This window comes from Flavobacteriales bacterium (assembly GCA_016715895.1).
Taxonomy (GTDB): domain Bacteria; phylum Bacteroidota; class Bacteroidia; order Flavobacteriales_F; family PHOS-HE28; genus PHOS-HE28.
Genome location: JADJXH010000003.1, coordinates 950,011 through 963,795 on the forward strand (window position 1 = coordinate 950,011; position 13,785 = coordinate 963,795).

Sequence of the window (13,785 nt, forward strand, 5' to 3'; positions counted from 1 at the left end):
GGTTCAGCCGATCCGCAGTCGACCGAGAAACCGGGGACGCTCGCCCCGGTCGAACCGTGTGCGGTGGTATCGGATCAGGAGCAGGATGAACGGCACACCGATCAGGCTCGGCCACAGCCACTGGAGCCATACGGGCTTGATGGCACCCAGGTTCACCGCGCTGAACGCGGATACGGTGGCGATGTAGCTCCCCAGGAAACCGCTGAAATGCGCATAGAGCCATTCCTGCTTGTCGTGGTGGGTGCGGTAGAACCGCAGCAGCTGGAGGAGCACGAACGCACAGCCGATGGCACCGAAGACCGTGAAGATGATCGCGGTGCTGCTCCGATCACCGTGGATCAGATGGACGGCGCCCCACAGGAGCAGGCCGGTGTTCACCAGGCCGGCGGCGCCGTGCATCAGCAGGTCCCAACGACCCGGTCGCTGACCCTTGTGCAGGCCTTTCAGGTAGAGCCCGCGGTAGCCGGATAGGGCCATATGAAAGCTGAAAAAGGCCACCAGGGCCATGAGCGGATTGGGGCGCCAAATGCTGGCCAGCAGTGCGGTGGTGCAGACCAACGCCATGGCGTAGAAGAAGGTACGGCCCCACCAGCGGTGCCAGCGACCGCCCTTGCGCATGAGCATGGCCAACGGCGCAGCGCCCAGGGCGATGGCTCCGGCGAAGGCATGGAGCTTGAGGACAACGGCTTGTGGGTCCATGCGATCGCCGTGGCGGATCAGGGGGTGATGAGGAGCGGTGCGGCGGAACGGCTGCCGTCGGCTGACAGCGCGTGCAGCATGTAGATGCCCGGGGCAACGGAGGGGACGCGCAGTGGTTCGGAGGGATGCGACCCAGGCCAGCCCGCCACCTGCCGACCCTGCTGATCCAGCAGCACGACCGAGCGGCGCTGGGCGTTCCCTCCGGCCAGGGTCACGATGATCGCATCGCCGGGGCGGGCGGGGTTGGGGTGGAGCAAGAGGCCCGGGGTGGCTGGTCGAAGATCGGGGATGGGGAGGGGGTCGAGGGTTTCCGTGAAACCGCCGCTCAAGGGAGCCCCGAAGTGTTTTACGCCCAGCACGGCCTGTGGTCCAGGTCCCGCACCATTCGTTCGCCCGACCAACACATAGCCCCCATCGATGGTGGCGGTGACATCGAACGCCTCATCCTGTTCCAGCCCCCCGAATGTCGGACCTTCAATGTAGGTCCCCGTGGCGGAAGTATGCCACATGTACATGTCCGCTCCACCAGCGCCGAAAGCGTCGGTCGACCCGGCAACGCACAGGTCGCCGTTCTGTAGTTCAATGATGCCGTGGGCCTCCCATGTACCTTGACCGTAGGTCACCTCATTCCATAGGAAAGCACCCGCGCCATCGAACTTGACGAGGAGCATGGTCCGATAGGGCACGATCCCTTCAGTGATCCCGCCCACGGCGAACCCGCCGTCGACCGTGGAGGTCACGGACCGGCCTTCATCCCAAGCAACACCGCCCCAGTTGGTCTGCCAAAGAAGTTCTCCATCCGGGTCATAGCGCAGCAGGATGATGTCCTGTCCACCATCCAGTGCCGTGTTGACGACCACGGCGCAGCCACCATCGGGGAGTCCGACCACGGCCGTTGCCTCCTCACTTCCCACCGACCCATACGTTCGTGTCCATAGGGTATCGCCCGCCTGATCGATGCGAATGATCCACGCTTCACCGGATCCGTCCCCTGTGCTGAACGTCTGCCCGACCACGACCCATCCACCTGGAACCGTGGCCGCGGCATTGAACAGGTCCCACCCTGCCTGCCCATAGGTCCTTTCCCACAACGCTGCTCCCATAGGGTCGGCGCGTACGAGAAGCCCATCATAGCCGAGCGCGGGGTCGATATAGCTGTTCCCGACGACCAGAAGGTGCTCATCATCGGTCCGTACCAGGTCCACTCCCTGCTCAACACCTGGACCACCGAACGTCGTGGACCAGACCAACGCCCCCGCACTGTCCACGCGGACCAGGTAGACGTCACCACCTCCGCTACCAAAGCTGCCGGTACTGCCGACCAGAACGTATGCCGTGTCCGCGGTGGCCTCCACAGCCAATGCTTGATCCGATCCGAACCCACCATACGTGCGCTGCCAGGTGAGCTGAGCATCCACCGCGCGCGGAATGACCAGTACGAGCGCGAGCAGAAGGGTGCGGCTGCGGTTCGGAGCGCTCATCTTCATTGCCCGAATATCGGAACGCCGGGGCCAATGGACCTACTTTTGACGCCAGGTGATGGGCGAACGCTGCCCACAACTCCAGCACCCAACTTGCGATCATGCGCGGCTTACTGGGTTTCGTTGTGTTCCTCGTCGTTCTGGTCCTGATCGACCTCTATGCCTATAAGGGCGTCCATACTGCGGTGAGCGGATGGACCCAGGGAGGACGACGAGCAGTGCGGCTGATCTACTGGGCGCTGTCCATCGGCATGCTGGCCTTGCTGGTGTGGGTGGCGGTGAGCATCCAGGATCTGCGCAGCACGCGCAACCACTCCTTCATGTTCTCGCTGGCGGCACTGTTCATGCTGTTCTTCCTGCCCAAAGTGGTGATCATCCTCTTTCACGGCCTGGAGGACCTCATTGAGGCCGGCCGCTGGCTCTTCGACAAGCTCACGCCCGGAGATCCGGTATCATCCGGTGAACCGATCACGCGGTTGAGGTTCATCTCGCAGGTGGGCCTAGCGCTGTCGGCCATCCCGTTCGCCGGCGTGCTGTATGGCATCACCCATGGACGGCGCAACTTCCGCATTGAACGCCTCCACATTTCCGCACCCCACCTGCCCGCCGCCTTCGACGGGTTGCGCATCGTGCAGATCAGCGACCTGCATCTGGGCAGCTTTCCCAGCGGCACGGACATCGTGAGGAAGGGTGTGGACCTGATCAACGAGGAGCGCCCGGACCTGATCCTCTTCACCGGCGACATGGTGAACGACTACGCGGACGAGGCCGAAGGCTGGGTGGATACGCTCAAGGACCTACAGGCGCGGATCGGCAAGTTCTCCATCCTCGGCAACCACGATTACTCGGACTACGCGCGCTGGGACTCGCCAGAGGCGAAGAAGGCCAACCTGGAGCGGCTCAAGCGGCACCATCAGACCATGGGGTTCCGGTTGATGCTGGACGAGAACACCCGCATCGAACGCGAGGGCGAAGCGATCACCCTGCTCGGTGTGCAGAACTGGGGGCGCCGCTTCCAGCAGTACGGCGACCTGGCCAAGACCCTGCAGGGGCACGACCCGTCGACGTTCCGCATCCTGATGAGCCACGACCCTACGCACTGGGAGGAGCAGGTGCTGGGCACAGGCATCGACCTCACGTTGAGCGGGCACACGCACGGCGCCCAGTTCGGCATCACCATCGCCGGACAGACCTACAGCCCCGCCCAATGGGTGTACAAGCGCTGGGCAGGCCTCTATACCGAGGGCGCACAGCGCCTTTATGTGAACCGGGGCTTCGGCTTCATCGGCTTCCCAGGTCGTGTGGGCATGCCGCCGGAGATCACCGTGATCGAACTGCGGCGGGGCTTGGAAGCGCCGCGTTCCTGATGCAACGATCAGCCGAAGCACCCCCTGACGTTGGTGCATCCCGGACCCGATGGTCGGGTCTGCATGTGGGGCGCTCAGGTGGACTGTTCCTATTGATCGTGATCCTGGCACTGCAAGGCTGGACCTATTACTATCCGGGGATCCTCAACTCCCGACCGCAGGGATACCACGCATGGAGGCAGAGCGACTGCTTGTCAATGGCCTGGCACTACGCGCATGAGGACATCCCTTGGTGGGAAGGAAAAATGCACTACCTCGGTGCGGACGGCACCGGCCGAGCCTTAAGCGAACTGCCGCTGCTGCCCTACTTCATGGGAAGGCTGTGGCGGTCCACAGGGCAGAAGGAGTGGCTGTACCGGGCGACCGTCCTGATCCTTTCCATCTCGGGCTTGGTGGCCCTCTTTCTCACGGCCATCCGGCTTCTCAAGGATGGCGTGCTGGCGGCCTGGGTATCCGCCTTTCTGTTCACCTCTCCCATGGTGGCGTACTACGCGAACAACTTCCTGTCGAACGCCGTGGCCCTCGGCTTCGTGCTCTTGGGCTGGTATGCCACCGCATCCGGCATTCTACGTTCGGATCGAGCACGGCTCGTGGGAGCCATGGCGTTCTTCACCTTGGCCGGGCTGCTAAAAGCCACTGCGGCGCTGAGTCTTCTGATCATGCTCGGGATGGTGCTCATCTCCTACATGCCGTTGCGCCAGGCACTCCTCGGCACATGGCGTCCGCCGCATCGGGCCGTCCTGATGATCGCCGGACTGACCGGGCTGTCCGTCATCGCCGCGTGGTACACCTACGCCCGGTGGTACAATGCAGGGCAGGCGCAAGGCGTCTTCCTTATCGGAACACTTCCCTACTGGAGCATACCGGCAGCGGAGCTTGACGCGGTGTGGAAGGGCTTCAGCGAACACCTTCGTCGCGACTACCTGCGCCCGGACCTCTATCTCGTGCTCGGCGCCATGACCGTGCTGGCCTTGTTCGCACATCAACGGGTCCCACGTGCTCTATGGACGGCATCCGCGCTGCTATCGCTTGGTGTTCTTTCCATCAGCATCCTGTTCTTCGGTGCGCTGAGGGACCATGACTATTACAGCCTCGACCAAGTGATCATTTTTCCCGCGGTCCTCCTCCTTGGTCTTCTGGCCCTGGTCCGTGGTGGATCGGGCATCACTCGCACGTGGCCTTTCCAGCTGGCTCTGTTGGTGGTGTTGGTGCATGGAACCGACTTCGCGAGGCGAAGGATGGCGGACCGGTACGCCACCTGGATGAACCACGAGTACTTGACGCAGCATGAACCGCTGGGCCGGATCCGTGAAGCGCTCCAGGCCATGGGTGTGGACCGTTCAGCCCGCGTGGTGAGCCTTCCTGACATCAGCTTCAATCGAAGCCTGTATCTCATGGAGAGGTCGGGCTGGACCGATTTCGAAGGACTGAGCGACGACCCCGAACGGCTCCGCGCGAAAGCGGAACAAGGTGCACGATACCTGATCACGACCAGCGATAGTGTGCTCCATAGACCGTCATTGCAGCCGTTCCTCGCTCACCCTGTCGGGCGATTCGAGAACGTGAGGGTCTTCGCACTGGAAAGTGCGGTAGGCACCCGGTGAACACCAACACGTTGTATACCCTTCCCACGTATGGTCTTGGCCGCGCCGGCATGCCACCGGAGATCACGGTGATCGAGCTGCGGAGGGCCTGATCAGGCAGGGAACACCGACGCCGCGTTCTGCACCACCAGGTCAAGCAGCGACAAGTCCAGTCCTGTGCGAACGCCCCGCTCCTCGAGGCTGCGCACGAACAGCTCCATCTGCAGGTTGCCCACCAGCTCGTCCTCGGCCATGGGGCAGCCCCCGTAGCCCTTGATCGCGCCATCGAAGCGGCGGCATCCGGCGTCCCACGCGGCCTGGGTCTTGGTCCTCCAGTTCTCGGGACCGCAGTGCAGGTGCGCACCGAACTCCACCTGTGGCAGGGCCGGGATCAACGCGGCGAACATCGATGTAATGTCCTTGGGGCGCGCCACACCCACGGTATCGCTGAGGGCGATGATGCGCACACCGAGCTCGTTCACCAGCCTGTTGGTCCAGTGCAGGGCCACCTCCGCGTTCCAGGGATCACCGTAGGGATTGCCGAAGGCCATGCTGATGTACACCACCAGTTCCTTGTTGGCATTGCGCGTGAGCTCGGCGATGCGGGCGATGCGGCCCCAGGAGCCCTCGATGCTCGTGTTGGTGTTGCGCTGCTGGAAGGTCTCGCTGATGCTGAAGGGATAGCCCAGATAGGTGACGCTCTCCTGCTTCACGGCCTCCTCGGCGCCGCGTTCGTTGGCCACGATCACCAGCAGCTTGCTGCGCGATCCCGTGCGGTCGATCCGCGCCAGCACCTCCGAGGTGTCCGCCAGCTGTGGGATGGCCTTGGGGCTCACGAAACTGCCGATGTCGATGGTGTCGAAGCCCACCTGCATCAGCGTGTTCAGGTAGGCCACCTTCACTTTGGTGGGGATGAAGGGACCGATGCCCTGCATCGCATCCCGCGGACATTCGATCAGCTTCACGCTTTCCATCGTGCGTAGGCCTGGTTGATGCGCTTCACGAGCGCTGGTCCTTCGTAGATGAGGCCCGTGTACACCTGCACCAGGTCGGCGCCGGCCTCGAGCTTCTCCATCGCGGCCTCCGTGGAATCGATGCCGCCGACACCGATGATCACGACGGGGCGCGGCAACCGGTCGCGCAGGTAGCGCACCACCTCGGTGCTGCGCCGGCGCACCGGCGCACCGCTCACGCCGCCAGCCCCCATCGCCTCCACCTCGGCATTCGGAGTGCGCAGGCCTTCGCGGCTGATGGTGGTGTTGGTGGCGATCACCCCGGCGATGCCGCTCTCCTTCACCACGGCCACCACGTCATCCAGCTGGGCATCGGTGAGGTCCGGCGCGATCTTCAACAGGATGGGCTTGGTGCGTGGCGAGTGCTGAGTGCCGGGTGGCGAGTGCGGTGCCTGTGCCGCACTCGCCACTCGCAACTCGCCACTCCTTGCACGAGCCATGGCCTGCAGGGCGGAAAGTATCTCGAGCAAGGGTCCTTTATCCTGCAAGGCGCGCAGCCCAGGCGTGTTCGGACTGCTCACGTTCACCACAAAATAGTCGACCACGGAGTAGAGCGCCTCGAAGCACTTCACGTAATCGTCCAGCGCCTGCTCGTTGGGCGTCACCTTGTTCTTGCCGATGTTGCCGCCCACGATCACGCCGGGCTTGCGCTTGCGCAGGCGCTCCACCGCGGCCTGCACGCCACCGTTGTTGAAGCCCATGCGGTTGATGAGCGCGCGGTCGGCGGGCAGGCGGAAGAGCCGGGGTTGCTCGTTTCCGGGCTGGGCCACGGGGGTGAGCGTGCCGATCTCGATGAAACCGAAACCCAGGGCACTGAGCGCGTCCACGTGCTTGGCGTCCTTGTCCATGCCCGCGGCAAGCCCCACCGGCGAAGGGAAGCGCAGTCCCAACACCTCCACTGCGGCGCCTGCCGGGGGATTCGCGCCGCCCACAAGGGCCATGGCGCCGGGCATGTTCCGCGCGAACTCGAGGAGGCTGAAGGTGAGGTGGTGGGCCCGCTCCGGGGATAGGCTGAACAGGAGCGGACGCAGGAGTCGATACATGGGTCGCGAAAGTAACGGGCCGGTGATCGGGCGGGGTCCCTTGATGTATGTATGGCCATACATACGTTACGATCAAGCGGACCCACCCTCCATCCCGCGCCCAATGCGGCGAAAGGCCCGATCAACCTGCCCGCGGCACCGACCGCAAGGCTTCCTGCCTGATGCTCGGAAACCCAAGCTGGTCCGAGGCTTGAGGACATCCCAGGCCGGTCCGGACATATGCATGGCCATACATATGTCCAGGTCCGATCGCTTCCCCTCATTCCAACACCATCCGCACGCCCAGAAAACCGCGAATTCCCTGAAGCGGCGCGTACATGTAGGACGTATCAAAGCTGTACCCGTTGGGGTTGCTGACCGGGTCGTCCGCCGTGCGGTCGAAGGGATCAAAGGGACGCATGAGCGGGTCCGCAGGCACGAAGTCGAGCAGGTTCTTCACCCCGCCGTACACCTCGAAACGCCCATTGAACCGATGCCTCACCTGCACGTTCAGCAGCGCGTACCAAGGAGAGTAAGCCGGGCGGAAGTCGTTGGGCTGCACCGGAAGGCGCATGGGACCGTACCACTGTCCGGTGAGGTCCACGGTGAAGCGATGCGGCAGGTCCTGGCTCAGGGCGAAGGTGCCCTGCCAGTCGGGGGCGAAGTACTGGTCCTCGCGCACCGCCCCCTCCCGGGTGAACACGTCCATCCACGTGGCCCCGGCGTTGGCCCGGAACCCGCGGCCGAGCCGGGCCTCCACGTTGAGGCTGGCACCTTGGGCGATGCCATACCCGTCAAGGTTGCGGTATACGATGAGGTCCGGGTCGGTGTCGTAGTCCGGCAGGATGCGGTTGCTGAACCGCGTGACGAAGAGCGAGGCGTCCAGCCCGATGAAGCGTTTCTCGCCCGGCCACTTGCGCACGGCATTAAGCGTGGCGTTCCACGAGCGCTCGGGCAACAGGTCCTCGGCGATCACCACGGTGCGCGCGCCGGTGAGGGCGGCATGGTCCTCGGTGAAGAGGTTCACCACCCGGTAACCGGTGCCCGCATGGGCGCGCAGGGTGAAGCGGCCGCTGGGGGCGTATTTCCAGGCCAGGCGCGGTGACTGCACCAGCCCGTGATCGCGGTCATGATCGAGGCGGTAGCCCATGAGCAGCACGCTGCGATCGCTCATCGACCATTCATCCTGCAGGAAGAGGCCCGGCAGGGGCCGGCGTTCGGCGTTGTTCACCACGGCGGGCGCCTCCCCGGTGGACGTGGCGGGTGTGTTGTCGTCGTAGAAGGTGCTTCGGTAGGCCAGCCCGGCAAGCACATTGTGGCGGTGGACGAACCGGTGGCGCCAGACCAACTGCGCGAAGAGCACGCGCTGCACGGCATCGTAGGGCGTGGTGCCGTACCAACTGTCCTGGTGATGGCCGTTGGCCGAGACCTGCAGCATCACCTGCTCCGCAAAGGGCAGCTCGTACTGGCCGATCAGCTCCCAGCGTCGCGTGGCGATCGTTTCGCCATAGATGCTGTCCCCGCCCGCGAAGGCCGGCGTCCAGTTCATCTCGCCGCCCCAGCGATCCTCGCCCACCACCCGCAGGGCGAGGCTGGCCACCCGCTTCGCCGGCCGCAACAGGGTCAGCTTCTCGAAGACCGAGACGCGCTTCTGCAGGGTCATGTCGGTGAACCCATCACCATTGTCGTCGCGCGGGGCATCGTACAGGAACCCGTTCATGCCCGTGAGGCTGCGCAGCCTCCCCTTGCCCAGCGCAAAGCCCACATCCGCATTGTGCTCCTGCCAGCTGGTGCTCATCAGGTCGAGGCTGAGGCGTGGGGCCAGCACCGGGTCCTTGGTGATCACGTTGATGATGCCGCCCATGGCCTCGCTGCCGTAGAGCGCGCTGCCCGGGCCTTTCACCACCTCCACGCGCTCGATGAGGGTGGTGGGGATGCCGCTGAGCCCGTACACCGTGCTGAGCCCGCTCACGATGGGCATGCCGTCGATGAGCACCAGGGTGTACGGCCCTTCCATGCCGTTGATGTGGATGTCGCCGGTGTTGCACACGCTGCAGTTGAGCTGCGGACGCACCCCGTTCACCATGCCCACGGCATCGAGCAGCGCGGGACCCGGGTTCTTGCGGAAGAGCGCGGGCGTGATCACCTCCACCGGAACAGGGCTCGCATCCCGGGATACAGGCGCCAGGGTTCCGGTGACCACCACTTCGTCCAACGCGGTGGCCGATGCCTCCAGCCGAAGGGTGCCCAGATCGAGCGTGTCCGACACAGGAACGTGAAGCACGCGTTCCAACTCCTGATGGCCCAGGGCCTCGATGCGAAGGATGACGCCCCCTGTCGGAAGTGGACCCACGTGGAACCGGCCTTCGGCATCGGCGGCCGTGCCCAGGGCACCCACGCGTACCGCGGCGAAGGGCACCGGGCCCTCCGGTCCGGCCACCTTCCCATGGATCACCGCTTGCGCCTGGGCGCCGCAGGAGCACAGCAGCCCCCCCATCACGAACGCGGTCCAACGCATGGGGCAAAGATGGACATTTTTAGACTTGTCTAAATATTATTCATACATTTGTCGCACTTCATGTTCAGCCGAAGCGAAGAGGACCACATCAAGGCCATCCATGGTCTGCTGGAGGATGCCGGTCAGGCTTCCACCAAGGACATCGCCGATCGGCTCAGCACACGCGCCAGCAGCGTCACGGACATGCTTAAGAAGCTGGCCGCGAAGGGACTGGTGAAGCATGCGCCGTACCACGGGGCGACCCTCACGTCCAAGGGTCGCCGGCATGCGCTGACGCTCGTACGCAAGCACCGGTTATGGGAGACCTTTCTGGTGCAGCGGCTGGGCTTCACCTGGGATGAGGTGCATGAGGTGGCCGAGCAACTGGAGCATGTGAGCAGCGAGCCGCTGATCGAGCGGCTGGACGCCTACCTGGGCCATCCGCGCTTCGACCCGCACGGCGACCCCATCCCCGACCGCGACGGCCGGATGCCTGAGCGCGTCACGGTGCACCTCACCGAGGCACAAGTGGGCCTCCGCCACCAGCTGGTGGCCGTGAAGGATGGCAGCGATGCGCTGCTCCGGCTGCTGGACAGCAAAGGCATGACCATCGGACGCGTGTTCACCCTCTCCGCGCGCCAGGACTTCGACGGCAGCCTCCAGCTCACCTGGCGCGGGGGCGGATGCGACCTCAGTGCGCAGGTGGCCGCGCACCTCCTCACCGTACCGGACCTCCCATGAACCACCTCCTCTCGTTCTTCGAAGGCATCGACCCTGTGTGGGGAGCCCTGCTGGCCACCACCTTCACCTGGCTGGTCACCGCGGCCGGTGCCGCAGTGGTCTTCCTGTTCAAGGAACTTTCCCGCAAATGGCTGGACGGTATGCTGGGTTTCACCGGCGGGGTGATGGTGGCCGCCAGCTTCTGGAGCCTGCTGGCACCCAGCATCGAGATGAGCGCAAGGATGGGCTTCCCCGAATGGTTGCCACCGGCGGTGGGCTTCGCGGTGGGCGCCCTGTTCCTCTTCGCCCTGGACAGGTACGTCCCGCACCTGCACATCAACTTCGACCCCAGCTTGAAGGAAGGGCCGGACATGGGCCTGCGGCGGAGCACCCTGCTCATCCTGGCCATCACCCTGCACAACATCCCGGAGGGGCTCGCGGTGGGCGTTCTCTTCGGCGGCGTGGCTGCCGGGATCCCCGAGGCCACCATCGCCGGCGCGGTCACCCTGGCCATCGGCATCGGGCTCCAGAACTTCCCGGAGGGCATCGCAGTGAGCATGCCGCTGCGCCGGTTGGGCGTGAGCCGCACACGCAGCTTCTTCTACGGTCAGCTCAGCGCCATCGTGGAGCCCGTGGCCGGTGTGGTGGGCGCCATGGCTGTGCTCTGGATGCAGCCCATCCTGCCCTTTGCCCTGGCCTTCGCCGCCGGCGCCATGATCTACGTGGTGGTGGAGGAGGTGATCCCCGAAACACAACAGGACAAGCACACCGACATCGCCACGCTGGGCTTCATCGGCGGCTTCATCGTGATGATGGTCCTGGACGTGGCCCTGGGCTGAAGCGGGATCAGCCGCGTGCGAGGCGCCCGATCGCATCCACCGCCGCGGCCACACCGCGCTCATCGTCCATGCGTGAACGGAGCTGTCCGGCCGTGCGTGTGTACGACGCCGTGTTGAGCACCTCGCGGATCCGCCCGGCAAGGAGGTCCGCCGTGGCCGACCGACGGGGCAGCGGACGGGGCGCCACGCCCAATGCATGCAGGCGCCGCGCCCACCAGGGCTGATCGAAGCCGTGCGGCACCACCACGGAGGGCGCTCCGGCCCGGGCCACGGCATGTGTCGTACCGGCACCGCCGTGATGGACCACGGCCGCGCAGCGCGGGAACAACGCGGCGTGCGGGGCGCGATGAAGCACGAGCAGGTCCGTGTGGCCGTTCACCCGGCCGAGCGCGGGATCGACCTGGACGATGGCCCGTACACCGGCACGCTCCACGGCCCCCTTCATCAATGACCACGCGTCCCGCGCCGCATAGGTCGTGCACGATCCGAAGGTGAGGTGCACTGGGGGGCTGCCGGCCCGGAGAAAGGCGGCGACCTCCTCTTCCAGGGCTGGTTCCTGCAGCGACGCAGAGGGCGTCCATGCACCGGTCACCACGGTGGCGGGCGCCTCAAGGACCGGGATCAAGGCCGGGCTGGCCGCCACCAGGTTCAGCACCGGCGAGCGGAACCCTTCGGTGAGCAGGCTGCCGAACGCTGGCAGACCGCGCTGCCGCTGCAGCCGCTCGCTCACGGGATAGAGCGTGCGGGTCATCACCGCATCGCCCAGCCTCCACAAGGCGGCATCGGCCCAGGCCCCCAGCGATCGACCGAGCGGGGGCAGCACCCCCGGAATGGCCTGCGGGGAGAACGCCACCGATACGCGCGGGGTATCGTTCACCAGCGCCGCGGTGTGCAGGGTGCGGCTCAGCATGTGGCCCACCACGATATCGTTGTCGCGGCAGAGCGCCTCGCCAGCCTCCAGCAATTCAGCGGCGATGGGCTCGTGGAACCGGGCCAGCAGGGCGCGAAGCTGCCAGGTGGGCGATGCGGAGGTCGTCAGGGCGTAAGGGTCCACGGATCGACCGAAGGGTCCGCCCACCCGATGCACGACCACCCCCGTCCCCGCAAGGCGACGCGGATGCTCACCGTCGTCCAGGGACGTATGCACCAACGTCACCTGATGGCCTGCACGCTGGAGACCTTCGGCAAGGACCACGAACGGTGCAATGTCGCCTTCAGTGCCCCAGGTCTGCAGGCCGATGCGCATCGCGTCAGAGCTTGCCGTTCGCCCGGTTCGCGGCGATGAAGCGGGTGATGCGGTCCTTGAGCGCGGGGTCCTTCACCTCCTTCAGCTTGCGCTCCACCAGCGCCAGGTCCTCCGTTTTGTTGGCGTCATAGCCCACGATGGAGGGCACATTGACCTGGATGCTGAGGCGGAGAAAGCGGAGCTCGGCATTGGCCAGGTCCTGTGCGATGGCCTTCTCCAGCATCGCCTTGCCGCCATTGAAGTGCACCAGGCGGCTCAAGGGATCGAACGCGTGGCGACCCCGGGCCATGCGTACCGCTCCATGATAGCCCAGGAGCAGGGCGCTTCCTTCGCTGCCCACACGGTCGAACCGCTCCACATACCGGTCACAGACCTCCTCGTCGGAAAAGACCGCACCTATCTCCCGACGGATGTCCTGCAGCAATCCCCCTTCCTGCTGTGCGCACGCTCGAACGGCCCATGCCGGGGTGGCCACGATGAGCGCGATCAGGAAGCAACGCCGGCACCAACCCTGCATGGGTACAAAGCTACCGCCGCCTTAACGCGCCAAGGAGCAGCGCGCGCATCATGTGGTCGTCCAGGGGGTCCAGGTAGCGGGCGCCGGTGCTGGCGCCTTGCGCATCGTGGCGCACCCAGGCCATGCGCGCATCGCTGTAGGTGAGCTCCAGGTGGAACGGTCGTTGGGTGTATTGCTCGATGAACAGGAACCTCGATCGGGGGTGACGCGCCACCAGACGGTCCATCACGCCCTGGAAATGCGCCAGGGTCTGTTGCTCCGGCAGGCGGAAGGCCGGTCGGAACCCACCCGCGAGCCGGCGCCGCTTCGCCTGCTCGTTCACCACCGTGGTGACGAACAGGATGGGCTCGTCAGTGGCCAGCAAGGCGTTGAAGCGTTCCACGCAGCGCACATAGTAGGCATGGTGGCGGTCGAAGCTGCGTGGATCCCGATGCCCGAAGAGACTGCGGTGGTAGTCGCGATGGCCTCCGTCCGTCAACAGCGGGATCATCCGCCGCCGGTCAAGGAATGTGCGGAACCCGTCATCGAGCACATGCTCCAACAGCGCTGGGCTCACGGCCAGCCAATCGAAGGGATAGGAGGCCTGCTTGGCCCCCACGGCCTTGATGGTCCAGGCGGTGGAACAGTTCTGCCCCAGGGACACCACCGCTGCTGGGGCCTCCTGCGCCCAATCGAACAACCGCTGCTGGAGGCGGGCCACGGCCGTGTTCACGGCATCCACCTCCGCGGTACTGCGCCGCACCGTTCCCTGCCAGCGCCGAAGCAGGTCATGCACCGCATCATCCATCCACGCCTTCACGC

At 65.3% G+C, this 13,785-nt stretch carries 12 protein-coding genes; 4 read left to right on the top strand and 8 right to left on the bottom strand.

The window, feature by feature from the left end:
* Positions 1-3: 3 nt before the first annotated feature.
* On the bottom strand, positions 4-699 hold the full coding sequence (locus IPM49_04420; protein ID MBK9273771.1) for a hypothetical protein: 696 nt from the start codon (positions 697-699) through the stop codon (positions 4-6).
* A 17-nt stretch (positions 700-716) separates the two neighbouring features.
* Positions 717-2,180 carry a hypothetical protein gene (locus IPM49_04425; GenBank protein ID MBK9273772.1) on the bottom strand — a complete coding sequence of 488 codons (1,464 nt, stop codon included), beginning with the start codon at positions 2,178-2,180 and terminating at the stop codon, positions 717-719.
* Positions 2,181-2,281: 101 nt separating this feature from the next.
* Here IPM49_04425 and IPM49_04430 point away from each other — a divergent pair, with 101 nt between their 5' ends.
* Positions 2,282-3,547, top strand: a complete 1,266-nt coding sequence (locus IPM49_04430) for a metallophosphoesterase (GenBank protein MBK9273773.1) — start codon at positions 2,282-2,284, stop codon at positions 3,545-3,547.
* 92 nt (positions 3,548-3,639) lie between these two features.
* The gene (locus IPM49_04435; GenBank protein MBK9273774.1) at positions 3,640-5,151 is read left to right on the top strand and encodes a hypothetical protein; all 1,512 of its coding nucleotides are present in this window, start codon (positions 3,640-3,642) and stop codon (positions 5,149-5,151) included.
* A gap of 92 nt (positions 5,152-5,243) precedes the next feature.
* Here IPM49_04435 and IPM49_04440 read toward each other — a convergent pair whose 3' ends face one another.
* The 3 genes from IPM49_04440 to IPM49_04450 all read right to left on the bottom strand — a co-directional run bounded on the left by IPM49_04440 (position 5,244) and on the right by IPM49_04450 (position 9,683).
* Positions 5,244-6,104 carry a hydroxymethylglutaryl-CoA lyase gene (locus IPM49_04440; protein ID MBK9273775.1) on the bottom strand — a complete coding sequence of 287 codons (861 nt, stop codon included), beginning with the start codon at positions 6,102-6,104 and terminating at the stop codon, positions 5,244-5,246.
* Complete coding sequence (locus IPM49_04445) at positions 6,092-7,186, bottom strand: quinone-dependent dihydroorotate dehydrogenase (protein MBK9273776.1); 1,095 nt, start codon at positions 7,184-7,186, stop codon at positions 6,092-6,094. The genes IPM49_04440 and IPM49_04445 overlap by 13 nt, the downstream gene beginning before the upstream one ends.
* A gap of 259 nt (positions 7,187-7,445) precedes the next feature.
* Positions 7,446-9,683, bottom strand: a complete 2,238-nt coding sequence (locus IPM49_04450) for a TonB-dependent receptor (protein ID MBK9273777.1) — start codon at positions 9,681-9,683, stop codon at positions 7,446-7,448.
* Between the two features lie 60 nt (positions 9,684-9,743).
* On the opposite strand from IPM49_04450, the gene IPM49_04455 reads away from it, so the two are divergent.
* The gene (locus IPM49_04455; GenBank protein MBK9273778.1) at positions 9,744-10,403 is read left to right on the top strand and encodes a metal-dependent transcriptional regulator; all 660 of its coding nucleotides are present in this window, start codon (positions 9,744-9,746) and stop codon (positions 10,401-10,403) included.
* Positions 10,400-11,221 (top strand): ZIP family metal transporter, encoded by an 822-nt coding sequence (locus tag IPM49_04460; protein MBK9273779.1) that lies wholly within the window; start codon positions 10,400-10,402, stop codon positions 11,219-11,221. The genes IPM49_04455 and IPM49_04460 overlap by 4 nt, the downstream gene beginning before the upstream one ends.
* Before the next feature lie 7 nt (positions 11,222-11,228).
* Here the strand turns inward: IPM49_04460 and IPM49_04465 are convergent, their stop codons facing one another.
* From IPM49_04465 to IPM49_04475, 3 genes are read right to left on the bottom strand one after another with little or no spacing between them, the layout of a single operon-like run.
* Entirely contained in the window at positions 11,229-12,467 is a 1,239-nt protein-coding gene (locus IPM49_04465; protein ID MBK9273780.1) for a glycosyltransferase family 1 protein, read from the bottom strand.
* Between the two features lie 4 nt (positions 12,468-12,471).
* Positions 12,472-12,984 carry a hypothetical protein gene (locus IPM49_04470; GenBank protein ID MBK9273781.1) on the bottom strand — a complete coding sequence of 171 codons (513 nt, stop codon included), beginning with the start codon at positions 12,982-12,984 and terminating at the stop codon, positions 12,472-12,474.
* A gap of 10 nt (positions 12,985-12,994) precedes the next feature.
* Positions 12,995-13,783 (bottom strand): hypothetical protein, encoded by a 789-nt coding sequence (locus IPM49_04475; protein ID MBK9273782.1) that lies wholly within the window; start codon positions 13,781-13,783, stop codon positions 12,995-12,997.
* Positions 13,784-13,785 lie beyond the last annotated feature (2 nt).